This window comes from Stutzerimonas stutzeri (assembly GCF_024448935.1).
GTDB classification, from domain to species: Bacteria; Pseudomonadota; Gammaproteobacteria; order Pseudomonadales; family Pseudomonadaceae; genus Stutzerimonas; species Stutzerimonas stutzeri_AO.
Genome location: NZ_JAMOIE010000017.1, coordinates 15,469 through 33,415, shown reverse-complemented (window position 1 = coordinate 33,415; position 17,947 = coordinate 15,469). Strand labels below are relative to the sequence as shown.

Annotated in this window: 10 protein-coding genes; all 10 read right to left on the bottom strand. The window is 54.1% G+C overall.

Translation table 11 applies throughout. The features are described 5' to 3' along the window. Nucleotide 1 precedes the first annotated feature (1 nt). On the bottom strand, nt 2–2,629 hold the full coding sequence (gene pglZ / locus NA637_RS07270) for a BREX-1 system phosphatase PglZ type A (protein ID WP_256071649.1): 2,628 nt from the start codon (nt 2,627–2,629) through the stop codon (nt 2–4). 56 nt (nt 2,630–2,685) lie between these two features. Next, nucleotides 2,686–4,395 (bottom strand): LeoA/HP0731 family dynamin-like GTPase, encoded by a 1,710-nt coding sequence (locus NA637_RS07265; protein ID WP_256071648.1) that lies wholly within the window; start codon nt 4,393–4,395, stop codon nt 2,686–2,688. A gap of 9 nt (nt 4,396–4,404) precedes the next feature. Continuing rightward, nucleotides 4,405–6,501 carry a GTPase gene (locus tag NA637_RS07260; RefSeq protein WP_256071647.1) on the bottom strand — a complete coding sequence of 699 codons (2,097 nt, stop codon included), beginning with the start codon at nt 6,499–6,501 and terminating at the stop codon, nt 4,405–4,407. A gap of 4 nt (nt 6,502–6,505) precedes the next feature. After that, nucleotides 6,506–10,069 carry a BREX-1 system adenine-specific DNA-methyltransferase PglX gene (pglX, locus tag NA637_RS07255; protein ID WP_256071646.1) on the bottom strand — a complete coding sequence of 1,188 codons (3,564 nt, stop codon included), beginning with the start codon at nt 10,067–10,069 and terminating at the stop codon, nt 6,506–6,508. A gap of 52 nt (nt 10,070–10,121) precedes the next feature. Next, entirely contained in the window at nt 10,122–10,874 is a 753-nt protein-coding gene (locus NA637_RS07250; protein WP_256071645.1) for a hypothetical protein, read from the bottom strand. Further along, nucleotides 10,852–12,039: an AAA family ATPase gene (locus NA637_RS07245; RefSeq protein WP_256071644.1), complete on the bottom strand. Its 1,188-nt coding sequence runs from the start codon at nt 12,037–12,039 to the stop codon at nt 10,852–10,854. Before NA637_RS07245 ends, NA637_RS07250 begins: the two co-directional genes overlap by 23 nt. A gap of 125 nt (nt 12,040–12,164) precedes the next feature. Further along, nucleotides 12,165–15,836 carry a BREX system P-loop protein BrxC gene (brxC, locus tag NA637_RS07240; protein ID WP_256071643.1) on the bottom strand — a complete coding sequence of 1,224 codons (3,672 nt, stop codon included), beginning with the start codon at nt 15,834–15,836 and terminating at the stop codon, nt 12,165–12,167. 18 nt (nt 15,837–15,854) lie between these two features. Further along, complete coding sequence (locus tag NA637_RS07235) at nt 15,855–16,430, bottom strand: DUF1788 domain-containing protein (protein WP_256071642.1); 576 nt, start codon at nt 16,428–16,430, stop codon at nt 15,855–15,857. A gap of 22 nt (nt 16,431–16,452) precedes the next feature. After that, complete coding sequence (locus tag NA637_RS07230) at nt 16,453–17,070, bottom strand: DUF1819 family protein (RefSeq protein ID WP_256071641.1); 618 nt, start codon at nt 17,068–17,070, stop codon at nt 16,453–16,455. After that, the gene (locus tag NA637_RS07225) at nt 17,067–17,936 is read right to left on the bottom strand and encodes a helix-turn-helix transcriptional regulator (RefSeq protein ID WP_256071640.1); all 870 of its coding nucleotides are present in this window, start codon (nt 17,934–17,936) and stop codon (nt 17,067–17,069) included. The genes NA637_RS07230 and NA637_RS07225 overlap by 4 nt, the downstream gene beginning before the upstream one ends. Between the last annotated feature and the right edge of the window lie 11 nt (nt 17,937–17,947).

Below are 17,947 nucleotides of genomic sequence, written 5' to 3'. Positions count from 1 at the left end.
CTCAAAAAAAATCGTCGGTGAAGGCCAAATCGATGGTGACCCTGTAGCGCTCCAGCTCTGTATGGAGATCTTTGTCACGGATGACCAAGAAGTAGTCCTTCTTGCGGTCGAAGTCACTGCCGAGCAGAGACAGCCGCACCTGCTTCATGCGCTCGCTCATCGAGTCAGTGGAGCAATCGAAGGTCACGACCTCCTCACTGGATATCGGCTGCTCGCCCTCGAAAATGGCGACCGACACGGTGACTGGCAGTACATGTTCGCTAACCGACTCCGTCTGGATCAGATCGAAGCGCTGGATATTGGTCACCATCTTCAGCACCGACTTCGGTGAAATCACGCCCACCTTGCGCTTGGTGCGTTTCTCGGCTTTCTCGCCGCGCAGTTGGTTGACCGTCAGCACCGGTACAACAATCTCCTGGGGCATGGCACCGCCATGTACAAAGCGCGCACCGCCAACGAAGTGGAAGCGGTTCGCGCCTTTTGGAATCCAGAATTGGGTATCCGAGGTTGTACCAGCTGTCTGTCTAGTGGAGCCCTGCCATACATCTTTGGCTGCAGGCAGGGTGTGCCCGATGACGTAGCGTTTTTTGCTCTTGATAGTGTTCTCGGGCTTCTCAGCAAGCGAGGTGCGGTCAGCGATCTCCAGCTTGCTCTGCTGGAATAGAAAACCATGGTCGGCGGTAATCAGCACCGTGCTGGTGTTGAAGTGCATGAGGATCTTGCGGGTCAGCTCAGTCAGTTCCTCAATGGCCACCTCCACATGGTGGAACGTGTCCAATTCGGACGGGCCACCACTGTCGCTACGGTCATCGATGACGTTGTGATAGACGTAGATCAGTTGCTGATCTTTCAGTGCTTCTCGGCCTTCATCCCGTGACCAGGCTTTGACCTGGTCGGCTGTCACTGCCATTCCATTGTGCTGAGCAAGGATCTTGTCGCGTTGCACTGTGCCGGCGGTGGATTGCCCATCTGCGAAGACCGTATCGACGGCACCTTCCCGATACTCCAGGGTGTTGTGTGGCAGTAGCGAGGCCATGCCCAATGTGGTGTAGCTGGGTAGCACGCCAAGCTGACTGGCGAGGCTTGCCTCGCTGTAGCGTTTCTCATTGATGCGGTCACGCAGTTCAACCGCAGCCTCGTAGCGGAAGGCGTCGCTGATGATCACCACTAGGCGTTTACTGCGATTCTTCCCAAACTGTGGCTGCACCCAATGATCGAAGAAGTTCTGTTGGCTGGGCACTCCGGCGATCTTCCAGTGCTCCAGCCGTTGCTCGGCCTCTACCTTGTCGCCCCAGCTTCGGCCCAGTTGGTCGAGGTACCAGTAGGCGTAACATTGCTCGACGGCTTCATCGAGCTTCTTCAGCAGCTCTACATGAGCGCGCTGGGAAGCCGCAAAATAGTGGCGGTAAGCCCTGTCAAAGCGATACAGCTCGCTTTCATAGGCCTTGTAGATTGCTTCGGTACTGGCAAAGTGGAATCCAGCGGCATACTGCTGACGCAGGCTGAACAGATCAATCGCCGCTGACAGTGCGGAGTAGAGCAAGCGGTACTTACGGCGGATCTCGTCGTCCTTGTGACGCGAGGCCCAGTAGTTATCCAAGCGCTCGGAAATGATCTTCGAGAACAGGCCTAGGTCGCGCGGATCCGACTCCGGAATGGCCTTACTCAGATCGACGATGATCTGCCGCTCGACGACCTCGAAGGTGGCTACATTGGCCAGCGTTTCCAACGGAATCTCACCGATCTTCTGGCCGATATGCAGAGCCTCGGCGACCCAGCTGGAGATTTCGTCGTAAGCCTTGTAGTAACGCGAGCTATCCCTCCAGCGCGAAAGCAGCGCCCGAGAAGTCGCTCGGGCATTGGCAGACGGGATGGCAATCGCAGAAGCCCAGCTTGGGATGTCGCCGATGCTTTCGCAGAATCCGGTCGCCAGCAGACGAATCAGGAAGTGTCCGAAGCTGAACGGCTTTTCGCCATTGATTTCCTCAACACTGGCCGGGTAGCCAACCTCATCTCGTAGTGCCTGGAGCAGCACCGGCATCAGGCCGGATTTGTACAGCTCATCGATAACCGGGGGATTCTGCTCCAGGCCTAGGTCATCACTTACCATTGCTCCTGCCATGGTGCAGAGCAGCGCCATGATGTCACTGGCATTGGCCCCCAACACCACGGCTATCATCGCCAGATCCAACGCCTGTTCAGTGTCGCTTGGCTGGATCAATCGTTTCAGGCTGGCCAAGCGATTCTTGTTGCTGAGGAAGCGCTCACGGGCAGCAAGGTGCTCGCGCAAGCTCTGCTGTTGTAGACCCAGGTCGTTGAAGATCAGCGAGACCTTATCCGCATAAAAACTGCGCGAGTACAGTTTGATATCCAGCAGCCAATCATCATTGGCATCCGGCTCGGCACAGGGGAAGTACAGTAGGTACTTCCCCTCGGCATCCTCAAGCTCCAGCTTGAGTTTGATGCCGAAGGTGGACTCGCCCTGCATGTTTAACACCTGAACATCGGGCAGATCGAGCTGCCCCAGTTCGCTTACAAAACTCTGCTCAGGGTCGTACCAGAAGACTATGCGGTGGTTCTCCGCGAAAAAAGCCTGCCGCAGGCCTTGGGTCAGTTGTTGCGTATCCATTGATAAATCCTTGGGCTACCCCAATGTCCCAAACGCGAAAATTACGCTCGAGAATCTCAATAAGCGCTTTGGATCTCTTCGCGTAAATTTATGACCTCATCCAGTTGAGCGCGAAGCGCATTAGCGCTATCCGATTTACCCTCAGCCTGTGATCGTATTTCATGGAGGGCCTCGTCGATATTGGTGATAGGCAGATCAAAACCAGTATCAAGTAGTTTCTCGAGCTGCACGTCGATGCTCTTGCGCACGGCATCGCTGTACTCTTTAAAGTTCTTGCGAATGTCCCGCTTTATTTTAAGGATTTCTTTTGCATGCTCGGACTGTTGATAGTCGTCATACATCTGCATACCAAGCCCAAAAATCGCCATGGCTGGACCTAGAAATTTCGCGCCCTTTCCTATTTTGTCCGCTATTTTCACGGCCTCCCAAGCCTTGAATTTGTAGCCAAAGAAGCCACCAATCTCTTTTATAGCGTTATGTAGCGTGCTACCCGATACTGATTTGAGGCCTGTTTTAGATGCATCGCCAACAGCGCTCTTCGCAAGGAAGGAAAATCCTTTCTCTGCGGACTTCGTCAGACTCTGACTGAGAGCACTGTTAAGCTTCAAGGGATCATCCTTGGAGACGCTGCCGACTTTCCCTTGTTCCGTTTCAGGATCGAAATTCTTTGCAGCTTCCAGAGCTTCATTGATTCTCAAACTAGCAGGAGTATTCGCCAACTCGACTAACTCAGCCTCAAGATCTGATAGGCACTCGTTCACAGTGACCTGCAAATCCTCCAAGGCAGAATTTATCAGTCGCTCACATTCGTAAGTTGAGCTGTCCTGTGTTTTTTCAAATTCTTCCTGCTCTCCACCCAAAGCATCGGCAAGCCGGTTTCCTTGCTCGACAATCTGGCCGTTAAGCTTGTCTAGGTCCGCCCCGACCTTTTTGATCAGATCTCGTCTGTTGGCTTGAAAAACGCGCTTGTTTTGAGTGAGCAGACTAACCAAACCCTTTTGCAGCGGGTCAGAAATGGTCAGCTCGTCAATTTTCGACTCCAGCGTGATTTGAAGCTGCTGGAGCGGCGTCGTCAGCCTGGCGTATAGGCCACGTTGCGCGACAAAACCATCAATGGCTTTGGTGAACCCTTCAGCGTTAGAAAGCGCCAACAACTCTTGGCGTTCTTGCTCGTCTTCCTCATCCAATGAGTCGAAGAATGACTGGGCGTCAGTGAAGACGATGGGAAAGTCCTCTGGAATTTTGGGCTCAAGCACTTGGGTGATGCCCGCGATTTTGGTCTCTTTATCGGCCGAGTCACTTTCAAACTTGTTGATAACGATCATCATCTCCTTGGCGCGACCTTGATTAAAGCAAAGGTTGCGGAAGGCGGCACCCACGACATCGTCGAACAGCTCATTGGTAATTACGTATACCAGCAGGTCTGCTTTCGCTATGGCCTCAAGCGCTTGGGCATCATGTTGCTCACACTCACCCGCAAGGATCCCAGGGGTATCCCAGATATTTAACGATTTATGTTGGTATTGAGTGACCACATCCGTTGTTACGCCGGCTCCAATTTTAATGTGTTCAATACCTGTCAACATCTTAATTAGAGAGGACTTGCCAGCGCTGTACTGGCCAGCAAAAACAAGATTCAAATGCGCCAAATCAATATCGAACTTTGCCCCCGATGTCTTGAAGTTGCTGGCACTCCATAGATCATTAGAACGCTGGTAAAGGCCTTCGACCCTTTCCTTGAGAGCACTGTAACCAATTTCAATCATGATTCATCCTTAAACGGCGACGAGGGTAATTTCACAGGAACAAAGCGCAGCCACCATTTTTATTCGACGGCGGTCTTTTCCAATAATCTTGCTAATATTTTGCTTATGGGCGAACACGGACACTTTATCTTTTTCAGAAAGTTCGACCCTCTCTGCGAGCCCCTTATAAAGATGGGAGATTTTTTTATCCAAGCTGGAATTATATACTGCAATTATTTTTTCTCCCACGGCCTCGCTCATAGCCCGAAGAAGCTCAGTATTGCGGAAATAATCCGAGATCAAAAAATAACAAGCATATCCAGGGACCCTCACAATCTTTATAAGCTTTGGCAAGACAAAGTGTTGCTTTGTGATGACGCAAGCAACTCGATTCAGTAGGCGAAAATTAATCTCGTGCTTCAGAGCATAGAGTTGGCTATCAGTGCTATCCAGCTCGCTTATAAATCGACTAAGCGCTTGGCAAAGAAGAGACAGATTGTGCTCTGCCGGTAAAATAATAGCCCGATGGAGATTTATGTCAAACCAGTTTTCTAAATTAGCTTTTATTTTTCGCTTACTTTTCTCGATATCATCAAGCAAAGCCTGACGCTGTTTAGACTTGGCTTCTTTGAGTTTTTTAGCACGGCTATCAGAAAAAAATGAAAATATTGAAAACACTATACCGACACCAGCTGCCACCCAGCCTACAGGATTCCATGAGTTAAAAAAGGCAATTGCGCTTACAACCCCAGCTATAGCAGAGCCCCAACCGTTTATACGCTTGAAGTCGAACTCACTGAAACTCTGTCCATCGTGGGCAACCTCGAAAGACAAGGTAATATCCAAGCCCTCATTCATTTCTCGATTGAAATCTTGAAGTTCTTCTACCACCTGCTCTGCCAAAGCTTGTACCGAACGCTCTACCTTTTTTGTAATTTTTAAGCTCTTGTAATGACGATCCCAAGCTCCTGCTGCATTCTCGCCCTCAATGTGGTCATCAACAAAATCTGCCACAGAGTCAATTAGCGGTTTAAAAGCAAGATCTACTTCCTTAGAGAGCAGCCGTGGCGCATCACGAAGAGTTTTCACCTTCCATTGGGAGATACGCGTGAGGCTACTTTCGTACTGCGGCAAGAGCTTGGTAAGCCGATCCCTTTGGCTTAGTATGAGTAAGCTCTGCTCATCAACATGATGAAGACTTGAATCGAGAAACGTCTGGATTCTACGGATCGGCCCGTTACGTTCAACTTCATCAATGAGTGCATTAAGAACCTGGTCTATTCGGCTCAGCTCATGTAATTGCGAGCCTTCTTCCCCCGGCACGATGGTTGCCAAGAACGCAGCCTGGGCATGAATTGGTATGATTCGGACTGTGCTGGGATTTATGCCTGCACGACCGGCAAGGTTCTTTAATCGGCCAGTATGACCCTGAATATCTTCTTCTTTGAAAATATATTTTTCCGGGCTTCTCAATGCCCGCCGCCGGTTACCTTCACTTTCCAGATCCTTTTTCATGTTCAACACGAAGATCAAGGGCTTATTAAGCTTGTGAACATGTTCAAGCTCAACAAAGGTCGACTCTTGGATGCTGTCACTGTTGAGCATGAACAGCACGACGTCTGACTGTTCAAGAATCTCGTGGGCAATCTGCGTGTCTTCCTGACCGTTATAGGCTCCGAAGCCAGGGGTGTCGATTATCCTCAAGCTGTTCCATTCGTACTCTTTAACATCGCGCGTTGTTCTTTGCGCTCCTTTACCAATGGTCTGACCATCACCTCGGGTGATAGCCTCACGAATAGTGCTCTTGCCAGCCATCGTTCGGCCAAAGAGCATGACATTGAAGCAATCAAGGCTTCGCTTCTGCTTGGCGAGATTGGCGTTTCGTTTCGAGAGAAGCTTTCCGTAGTCTCTCTCAAGATCATGCAGCATGTTGGCCAGGCCATCCTGCACCATTTTGTCTTCGGATAGCGTCTGGCTGCCATGTTCAATCACGCCCTGCAGCTTTTTACTCAGCTCATCGATAATATCGTCGCACTGTTCAAAGTGCCCCTGAACAGTCCTGTACTCTTCTTTGGCGATCCGTTTACAGGTATTGAGCGAAGCCAAGTAGTTGTTTTGAGCCGTCACCGCTTTACTCCGCCTTATCCCCGGTTACAGCCTTCACTTCCGCTAGCAAATCACCAAATTTGCCATAGTTCACCTTCACGCCCTCATCCAGATCTAGGTTGATGCGCTGGTCGGCGTAGTGGCGTAGCTTTTCGTCGAAGGTGGCGAGTTCGGCTTGTTGGTTGTGCAAGGCTGCAAGCTCTTTTTCCAGACGCTTTTTCTCGGCAGTACTGGTACTGGCTTCGATGTCCTGCTCAAGCTTGTTGGCATAGGTGTTGAGCTTGGCGGTCAGCGGAATGACGTACTCGGTACGCATGCGCGCCAAGGTCCCTTCGTTATAGCGATGCAGGTAGACCAGGCACTGGAAGGCTTTATGCTTGCCACTACTGAACAGCCAGTAGATTGGGCGCTTCTTGTAGGTCTGCAGGTGCTCCTTGAAGAAGTTGTCGCAGAGATAACGACGCAAGGTCTCGCGGCTGGACTCGGTCTTTTTCGGCGCGAGGTTATCGGCGAGAAAGCACAGATTGGCTTCGAGGTGAGTCTTGTCCCAAGCCACCGAGACAAACTCGATCAGGCGGTTGGCCGCATCGTCGGCAAACCACTCCTTATCGGTGAGTGGGAGGATGCCGTCAGCATCAGCGGGGAAGCTGGTGTAACGGCCGGGGTCAAAGCCCTGGTTGCCGCTGTGGGCGTAGATCAGACCGGGCTCGTCGAGGCTGTAGCGGCCGAGCATGCAACCGATGGCGTAGGATACCAGCTCTTGCATGCTGTCTTCACGAAAGCGTGTCCACAACTCGGCCTCGCTGAGCTTGCCGCCGTAGCGGTAGGCCGGATTGACCGTGAGGGTGATCTGCTCGATAGGTACATCGGGGATAAGCTCGTCCGCCAAGCCGTAGGCGTCGATAAAGAGACGGTTATTTTCCTCTTCGAGGCGCTGCATCTCGGCGATGGTGTAACGATTTTGAGCGATCCAGGCGGCGTAACTGGATTCAAGGGTGGACGTGCGGTCGGCGGATGCCGTCAAGATGGGGAAGGATTCGAAGTCCCAAGAACGTTCATAGGCGTTCCAATCGGCTCTTGCGAGCTCAACGGCTTTGGCTGAAATCGATGCGGCGGTAGCTGGGATGTGCTTGGTACTGAACGGAACCAGTGCGAAGTATCCACTATTGAAGTGTAGGCCCGGCGAAACTGCCGCAGCTACTGCAGAGAGCACAACGGAGTTGCAGAATCCCAAGATTGCGAGCGTGGCTTCGCTATCCCTCGCAAACGCTGAATGGGCATTCGTCGCAAATATGAACCCTTCTGGATAAAACCGAAAGGAAGAGGCGCCTATCGTATAGTCTTGCCATGAGATCGACTCTTGGAGGTAGAAGCGCTCATTTCGTATGACTGACTTAGGCTTTCTCTTCTTAATCTCGCGCCCTTCGTCTTCCCAGTTGAGTACGAAGCCGATGTTCCCATACCATTTCCTAAAGTCGCCGCCTTTGTTGTAGGGGAACCACTTCGACTCCGCTGTACCGTCGCGGCTCAATTGGGCCCAGCTAGACATTTGAACATCCACCTCATGCCAGAGTCGGACGAAATCAGTGTCGCTAGACGTCGAGAGCCCTTGGCAAGCGGTGGCGATGTCCGATATAGCGGGCATTTCATTGTAGGCCCCTCTTACGAGGCTGCTCACTTGGTATGAAAGCGGAGCAGCTTCAACAGCCTCAAACTCGACTGGTGACACCACGTAGTCGCTCGCTGACTTAAACCGAGTCATGAGCGCTTCATTGGCGGTTACGGTTGATGCCTTATCGAAGAGTCTCCTGTACCGGCCACGCAATTGGCCGATCGCATGATTCATGATTGTGAATGCACATGAACCGAAGTCGGATCCGAAAACACCCCGCCCATTGTGTACGAGACTGAGAATCGCCCCACGCCCTAGCAACTCGGTTCGAAACTCTCCAAACGACGAGTTCATCATCCATCCGGGGATATTTATGTTCGCCATGCGACCCGAGGGACGGCAAAGGTCGAGGCCGGCCAGCATGAAGCAGGCGTAGATATCAGGTTTTGCAGCCGGATAGTTACGTTCAATAAACTCCGACAGCGGGCGGCAGTAGTATTTAGCACCCATATATGGCGGATTCGCCACCACCGAGTCGTACTGTGCAGCCAGCAATGCTGCCTGCTGCTCCAGCGGTTCCAAACGCTTGAGCTCATCCGCCACAAATAGATCTTGACTGGTCGCCTTGCACAGCTGCTTCAGCGCTGGCAACTTTTTCGCCAATCCCTTCGGTATCTGAATTAGCGAGCCAAAAGTAGTGGCATGCTCGAACAGCCTCTTTAACTCAGTGAGGTCACCTAGCTGTAGCCCGTAGTCCGCCAATTTTACACCGCAAGCCAATACATCCGCATCAAAGTCCGCGCTATCCATCAGCGCCATGACATTGAGCTTTACCCCACGCTCAAACAGCCGCCGGTCATCGGCGCGGCCCTTCATCATCAGGGCAAAGCCGGCCAACTGGGCGGCGCGCCCGTCGATATCAAGGCCGAACAGATTCTTTTGCAGAATCAGCTGCGCCACATCGCGCTGGCGGTAGCCGCGCTCAAGGTAGATTGCCTTGAACAGGTCGTAGGCCTCGACCAGGATGTGACCGGAGCCACTGGCCGGGTCGATCAGGGTCAGCTCCTCGGGATTGAGGCTTTCGGGGGTGATGGCAGCGAGCTGCGCCTTGACCTCGTCGGTCTGCTCGGCCGGCTCGATGTAGTACTCCATCTGTGCTTTGAGCGGTGAGTCCGGGTAGGTCGCCAGCCACTGCGCGCCAAGGGAATTCTGCACCATGTACTTGACGATCCAGTTGGGCGTAAACAACTGGGTGGCAGCGGGAATATCCTCAGACTTGACCACCTTGCCGATGACCTGGTCCTTCTTCTCGGAGATATAGAACTGGTAGAGCCAGCCGATGATCTCAATACTGGCCCAGTCCTCTTCGGGAATTGCGCTGACCAGCTCGCGGATCAGTGAGTCGGTTTTGGTCAGGTTGTCCGGCAGGAGCAGCTCGGTGGCGTCATCCACTGCCTCGAAGAGAAAAGGCATGGCCTGATGCAGGGCGTGACACTGGGCTAGCAGCAGTTCGCGGTAGAGCTCTTCGTCTCTAGTGCCGTCGAGCTTCAGCTCGGCAATGCGCTGTTTGTCGAGGCCCGGCAGGTCGATATCCAGGCAGTCGTCGAGAATCTGCGGTGTGGCAGCGCTGCCATCGGCTGCACTGAGCACGCGCCGGCCGTGTTCGAGATAGTCCTTGAGTTCCATATAGCGGATAGCGCACAGGCGGTTGAACCAGCTGTAGGCGGCGTGCTCCATGGCCTGGGCAAAACCCAGTTGCTCGACCTTTTTCACCAGTGCGGCGCGCGGGCGGATGATGCTGGCCGGAAAGGCGCGGTCTCCGATCAGGGCTAGATCACCCTTCTGCTCCAGCGGCGCGATGCCCATGGCGGGGATGCTGGATTCACGGATGCCAAACAGCGCCGCGCGCTTGGTCATCGCGGCGATAAAGGCGGTGCGTGCCTTGGGGGCGTAGTTTTTGACGTTGTTGGTGTTCATGGACCTTCCTTATGCGTTGGACAAAGCAATGCGGTGCGGCAAAAGCCGGTATTCACGCGGGCTCTATCTTTTGCCTCATTGCCTGATGCACGGCGCGTTGTAAGGCATTCTTGAATTCGTTGAAGGAGTCCATGTCAATGCGCTGAGCGTCTATCTCGCGGCTAATGACACGCTGGTTCAGTTGCTGAGTACTATTGGCTGCCGCAAGCGCAGCCTCTAATTGGGCCTTCAGAGGATTTACGCCACGATCATTACCAGACTCAGACTCAAGCTGATTGCAGTGCTGGTATGGATTAGCTTTGACTGCGCAAAGTAACCAGGCTTCTGATTTCGGCTTAGGGATCATGGGTACCCCAAGCTCAAAGGCTTCTGCTTGAAAGCCAGCAATCATGGATTGGTGTTTATCACGCCACTGACCGCGCTCGGCCGATGCAGTGCCATCACCGTCGCGAAACAACACAGCAATGACGGCGTCACCCAGTGAAGCTGCTTTGTCTTTCGCCGCTATGGCCAGAGCACGGGCGTTGGCATAGTAGTAATGGGTTTCTTTCGGCCTTTTCTTGCCCGAAATTGACATGCCTTTTCCTAAGCGAGCGGGTTTATTGGCTGCCAAATAGCTTTTGGACAAGTAGGTAACGCATGTGCCAGTGACGTGCGAGAACTCGAAGCCTTGAAACCCCTCTACTAACTGATCAACGAACCAAGCCATAGGACCAGGCTGGAATTGCTCAGCCGTGCAATGGTCAGCCGCTGGGTAGCATGCGCCGATATCGCCAGGGCCTTCACCGCTCAGTAGAAGATGCATCCATGCCTCCTTTACTCGGTTTTTGCAGTGACTCGATTTCCTGATAAAGGTGGGTAAGGTCAGTATCAATAAATGCTTCCCCCGGCCCCATGAATTGCAGTTTCTCTTTCAAGGACGGAATACTGAAAAGCTTGATGCTGCGGGTAAAGCCTTCATGGGTTTTGTACAGGTAAACCACACTTTCAGCGGCAACGCTGTCGTCCATGTAGTTGATGATCACAGGGCTATGCGTGGTAACCATAACCTGGTGATCACTGCTAACCAGCTGATCAACGAGGTACTCAACAAGTTCTGGGTTTATGCCGTTTTCGATTTCATCAAACAGTAGAAAGTGATGTTTTGATGCCAATTGAGAAAGGATTGCCATTAAGCGCAACATGCCATCATTCATGTGGCGAGCAGGAGTCTTCAGCTCCTGCTCACCAAAGCGTTCAACAATATCCAACTGTTTCCAACCAGAGCGCAGGGCACGGGTCTCAATTTTTTCTAGCTGCTGATAGACCGCGCTTAATTTTTGACGCAGGCTTTCCTTTTGCTCAGGAGACGCCTCATGGATGTATGCGGAGAGTCTTTCGCCACCCAACCCAAGGTGACCTTCTGCGCCGCGAGTTTTAGATCTGAGCAGCTCTGGCGAGAGTAAGTCCAGCGAATGAATTTGGATAATGGCCGATTTAACTGCGAGTAACACGTGGCTGAGCTGGGAGTCTTTTAGCGCTGAAAGAATCGAGCCTTGATACTCAAAAACGATTTTGCTGCGTTCCAGATTTTTCTGCACAGCTGCGGGATTCACCAGGCTGTAGTAGCCCTCCTCCACTCTCAGCTGCGTCGTACCATTCGCAGTTACGTGCTCCTGCGTGCAGCTCAGGGTGGTTCTATTAACGCTTCCACTCCAGACCAGAGTGCCAAAGTTGGCATCTTTAAGCGTAATCTTGAATTCGATATTGCTGCGCTTGCTCAGCTTTGAGTTGATGTCAGTCTTGTCCCATTGTCGCTGTTTTAGCCAGCCTTCCAAATCGCCTAGCATTAACTGGGAAATAAAGTCCACTGCCTGCAGGACTGTGGATTTACCGGCTCCATTCAGTCCGACCAGGCAGGTAAACTTGGCCAGTGACAGTTCAAAATTCACCAGTGATTTGAAATTATCTATCCAAATAGATGTGATCATTTTGTGCTAATCCGAATGTTGTGTCGCTGGCCTTGTGGCTCGATGCCCCGATCAGAATTGGTAACAGTATCAGTTTGCAAAGGGGTATTTCTGTTCCTCAACTCGCCTTAAGGCTGAGCATGGCCTCAACGGACTCTGACACGCTTGTCTTGATTGATAGCAACTTCTAACTCTGCCTTAAATGCTTCGATAAAGCGCTCGATGTCGCTCTGGCTTTCCAGATACAGGCCATTGCCGAGCTTGTTGAATACACTGGTGGCGGCCACCTCAACCACCGGTTTGGGCGGTGCTACCGGTTTAGGTGCGGGCGTCAGGGAAGACGCCCTATCTTCCTTGACGCCGCTGGCCACATTGGCGGCCTGTGCAGCCTTGGCCTGCTCCTGCTGGAGTTTTTGCTGGCGTTCGGCTTCGGCCTGGATGGCGCGCTCCAGATCGAACACACCGTCGTGCAGACGCTCATCAGCTGTCTGGGTTTGCAACAGGTAGATATTGGCGATGCTGGTTTCGGTCTCCAGATCCGCCTTGACCAACTGAAGTGGGCGCAGCAGGCGGTTGCTCAATTCCGCAGTTTCGATACCGCTCTTGGCGATTTCGGCCTGCAGCTGAGCAAGCTTCTCGTCGACCCGAGCCAGGGCATGCTCGCGCTTCTCGGTGAGGATGGCGGCATTGATCGCTTCCACCGTTTCCACCAGGCCGGCTACCTTGTGCAGTTGGCTATAAGGCGCGACGTTCTGCTCAATGGCTTGCAGCTCAAGAAGGGCCGTGCGGGCCTTGTCATCCTTTTCTAGGGCAGGTTTGTTCTTGTCGAAACGACGCAGGGCCTGCTGCAACTGCTGCCAGGTATGCAGCTGATTGGTGAAGAACTCATGGAGGTCGCGGTAATCCTCCTCCAGATCCAGGTAGTCGTCCTTGTTGTCGACCACGGTCTTGAAGAAGTCGACGCTGTCGGTATTGCTCAAGAGGCGTTGCAAACTGAGCAGAGCCTGCTCGATCACTTCTTTGCCGGGGAAGCGACCAACATCGGTCTTGCTCTTGTAGTTTTTGAGGTTGCCCAGCCAGGTCTCGAAATGGCCGCGGTAATACTCGAACAACTCCTTCTCGCCGGCAGGGCCGAGGGCGTTGAACAAGTCTTGGCTGAGGTTGCGCACCTGCTTGAGCAGCACTTCATCGGTCTGGCGCTTTTTCTGCACCGAGATTTCACGGCGCTTGCGGCTGTTGCTCAGGTAGTCGAAGGCATCAGGCAGCGGCAGGCTAGGGCCGGCAGCATGAAAGGAGATACGACTGGTCGCAGCCAGGCGGCCAAGGATCAGCAGGATCTCGCCGTCCGGCCAGCCATAGGGCCGCTTGCTGAAACGCTCGATGATGTCGGCCACCAGCAAGCGGTCATTGCCGGAGGCGCGCAAGGTGATGAACTGCTCGACTTCCTTGATCGCCTGCGGATTGCCTTCCTCGCCGTCGAGGGTCAGGCCAAGCTGGCCAATGTCATTGGTGTGCAGGATGGCATGGAGCTCGCGCTCAGGCTCCTGCTGCAGCACCCTCAGGTAACCCAGCTTGGTGTAGGAGTTCTCCAGCAGGTATTGGCAGGCTTCGTCGAACTTGCTCTGGATGTTGCTGCTGGACAGTTTGAGGTGCTGGCCCAGCGCGTAGACTTCGGTGCGCTCGATCAGCTCTTCGAGCATCAGGCGCAGGCGCTTCTTGCGCTCCTGGTTCTCCCGGCCACGGTCGGCGAGGATTTTGCTCAGCTCGGGCTGGCTGCCATCGTCATTGAGGCGGATGAACTTGTTGGTCTTCAGCCAGGTGCGTAGCTCGGTGAAGAACTCCTTGTTGTCCGGCAGCTTGAACAGCGCCATGCCAGTGGGCGCTTCGTTGCTCTTGTTGATGCAACCGGCTTCACCGTGAAGGGCGTAATCCAGATCCAGTGGCGAGATCACCTCGACGCGCAGGTCGTGCTCATAGCGGCCTTCCAAGCTGTGGCCATCGAGATAGCGGCCAATGCTGTAGTCGGTTTTGTTGACGCTGTAGCGGAACTTGTTCTTGTCCTTGAGCAGGTCCTTGTAGATCAGATCAGCGAGAGCCTTGTTCTCATCGGACGAGGCAATTTCGGTGGCCTTGATCTTGCGGGTGATGTCGCGCTCCTCGTTGGTGAGGAATACGAACTCCTCACCATTACGGGTGATAAGGCTCTCTTTCTCCAGGCGCTGCAGGGTTTCTTCGATACGGCGGCGCAGGGCGAGCTTGTCTTCGTCGACTTGCTCGATGGACAGGGTGACAAGGTTGTCCAGCGTGCCCTTGATCAGATCGACATAGCGAATCATGAACAGGGTGCGCAGGATCTGTACGTCGAAGGCATCGAGCACGGCGCTTTCGCCGGCCTGGTCGATGGTGCGCTTGACTGCTGTGTCGAGGAAGCCTTCCACCGCACGGTAGAAACTGTACAGGGGCACCAAAGCGCCAACGTCTTTGTTGGCAATCGACAGAGCAGCCATCTGGAAGGCATCGAGCATAGAGCGCTCACCGTAGGCCAGATGCGCGCCAGTGGCTCCGACCTTGCGGATTTCCTCGAAGACCTTCTGCACCAGTTGGAAGTGGTACGGCGCAAAGGGGTAGTTGTTGATGAAGCTCTCCGGACCGTCGTAATTACGCAGCGTCGGACCGGAGCGGTCGAAGGTAATCTGGTTGCGCAGGATGTCGCCCTTCTGCCCCCACAGAGCGCGCAGCTCGGCTTCGGCCTCCGCTGTTTTGCGTAGCAGGCGCTTCTGGATCACTTCGTCGGTGTTGGAGCTGGACAGCGACAGGCGTGTTTTGAAGCGCCCGGCAATCTTGGAGAAATCGTTGGCCTTGGAGGCCGAGAGCTCACCGAGCACCGCATCCATGTCGGCCTGGGAGGTGACGATGATCCAGGCGCGCCCCTTGCAGATGGTGCCGAGGTTTTCGGTGATGGTCTGCAGGGTCAGCATCAGGCGGGTATCACTGCCGATGAACTGGCCAACCTCGTCCACTAGGAATAGGACACGATGCTTGGCCGGCTTGGCATCGAGGTACTCGCGCACCCAGTGGCAGAAGTTCTCGACCGAGACACTGAACGTCTGCTCGGACTCCTCGAACCACTTGTGCGCTGCTTCGGCGGACAGAGCCAATACCTGCGCCAGGGCTTTCTCGATATCGTCCTGATAGAACTGGTAGCCATCGCGCTCTTCGGCCCAGACCAGACTGGTAGATTCGTTGAAGGCCTCAACAAAGCGCTCGTATACGCCGCGCTGGGTCAGGTGGCGCTCCATGTGGGCGATGTGTGGGTGGTCGCCGCTGAATCCCTGATGCTCGTTGAAAACGCGCAGGAAGACATTGAGGATCGGATTGCCAGCGTCGTTGGAACTCGCCTTGCTGTCGATATTGAACAAGATGACATCGGCGCTATTGGCGGCGGCCTTGTCGATATCTGCGCGAATCATCGCATCGCGCAGCTTGTTGGCATCGAAGAAGGAAACAGCGTTGCGGGTGTTGCCCTGGGCATCCCGAGCCCTGATGTTAGCCAGCAGGTAGGACAGGGTTTTCAGAAAGTGCGACTTACCCGAGCCGAAGAAGCCGCTGATCCAGACGCCTACGCGGTTGGCTATCGAGGGATCCGTCAGGTCGGTGCCATAGGACTCGAAGAAGCTGCGAAAGTGTTTTTCCAGCTCGTTGGTAACCACATACTCGTCGAGCTCCTGGTACACGGTGGCGTCGTCAGACTGGTCCGCTTTGACCACACCATTGATGGGGCGGTCGAGCTCCTTGGAGAAGATGTCTTTAATGCTCACGGCAATCGTCCTTATTGATCAGGGCACCAGCTTGAACGCACGGTAGTAGTTGTTGCTGGGGATACGGTTGAACAGGGACAGTGACTGCCCTGAGTAATGGCCGGGGTAGAACAGCACCAAAGGCTTGTGACCGAGCAGCGCGTGCAACTTGTTGAGCAGGTTGTGGGCACGTAGGACAGGCCAAACAGAGCCCACACCTGAAATCAGGACGACATCGCGCTCGGCAGCGCCGCTGTGCTCCATCAGGAAGGGAGCGAACTTATCCATGTGCAGAGGCCCGGAAAGCGCCTTGAGCAGCGCCTGGTCGCCCTTGGTCTGCTGCATCAAGATGGCCTTGTCGGTGAAGCTGCGCTGATCCAAGTATTCGCGCATGGCCTGCAGCAGGTTGATGTGGGCAACCTTGAGATGACTGTGCTTCTTGGTCAGGAGCCCTTCTAGAAAGCACAGGTACTCACGCACCTGTAGTTCATCCTCTGGGTCATAGTCGAAGATCCAGAAGCCGATCTCGTTGCCGAGGCCCTGGCTTTTGAGAAATTCCTCTGTGAGGATTTTTTCCGGGATCTGATTCAGCCGATCCTGTAGCTGCTGATTCATCACTTACTCCTTGATTCCGCGCCTACTGCGCAGCGGCGCTGGATACTTCCAGGCAGGCTCTGATTCGTTGTCGGTAGCTGTCGTCCAGCAACGCGCGTGCCTCTGGCCGGATCTTTAGGTTTTGCAATCTCATGCTGCGCGTACTTTCCAGCAGACCGACTTCAGCCAGCATGCGGTAGACGACTTGAGCCATCTTCTTGCGACTGGACTCAGTCCAGGTAGTGATGGCTGGATCTCGATGGCTGCGCTCATCCAGGAATTCGCTCCAATGGTAGGGCTCAAGTACCCCAGCGCGGGTAGCAAAGGCATCCCGGACGACGGTTTCGATGAATTCGACGAGGAGAAGATTGCGCTCCAGGGCTGAGCAGAACACCACTTGAGTGGCAAGCTCATCGTCGCCATCGCGAATGGCCCGCCAAAAGGCGGCGTCCAACCGTTCCAAGCGCTTGCGCAGAGCCTGAGCAACACGCTTGGCCGAAGCGGGGGTGCGTTTTTGAAGCCGGTTCTCTTGCTGGATGACCTCGTACCAGTGCTCGGCGCTGGCGTTCTGCAACAGCAGGTCGGCCACAATGCGAGATTCTCGAACCTGCAGCGAACCGCCGATCAGGTCGGAGTCATAACTGAAAGCCTGCACGCTCACCCCTGGCCTCCACCAAAGAGAAGAGGTTCAAGCTTTCTGCGATCCGTTGGTAACAGTTGCAGCGGATGCTCCCGCACACGGGAAGCGTCGTCCTCGGTAATTGCTGCCTGAAAGCGCTGCAGGGTGTAGTAGGCTAAAGCCTTACGCACGGTCAACTGTAGGCGCCCTTCCGGCATGGCGAAGTCGCGCTCGACCAAGGCTTTCTGAGAGTCGCTGAGCAGCAGATTGGGGATGAGCGTCAGAGAAATCTTCTCTTGCCATAGGCAGTCGCTTTCCGCCTTAGGTGCCTCTTCATCACAAGGCTTGGGCGTGCGATCAATGCGCGACAGAAGAAAATCACGGAAGTCCTCCCGCTTGTGACACCAGGCCCGTACATGCCAGCGAAAGCCCGTGTAAACCAAGGTGTGAGGAGAGATGACTCGCTCGTGTGGTGCCGGGTTGCTCATTGAGGCATAGAGGACTCTGAGACTAGTTCCCGCACGGCAAGCCCTGACTACCTCGCGCACTACCTCCGGTCGAATTGCACGGTCGGGCAACTGGACAGTGGCAACCCCCGGATGAGACTCCAGCACTTGAGCCATCGGCTGCCCGCCCTGACTCACGAGCATTTCGAGATACTCATTGACGTGCCCAGCCGTGAGTACCGGCTGAAAGCCTGCAGCTGGGACATAGCCTTTGACTGCGGGGTTATGAATGAGCGCCCCTTCGTTGAACTCCGTGTTGTACCGGTTAATGTCCGAGGAAGCCTGCTGCCGAGTAATGCCAAACCACTCGACTAGCTGAGTAGTGATCAGACGCCCCTCCCAAAAAGCAATCAGCTCAATGGCGCGCAGACGGAGAAGGACTTCGTGTTTGAGATTGAGCATCTGCAAGGCCT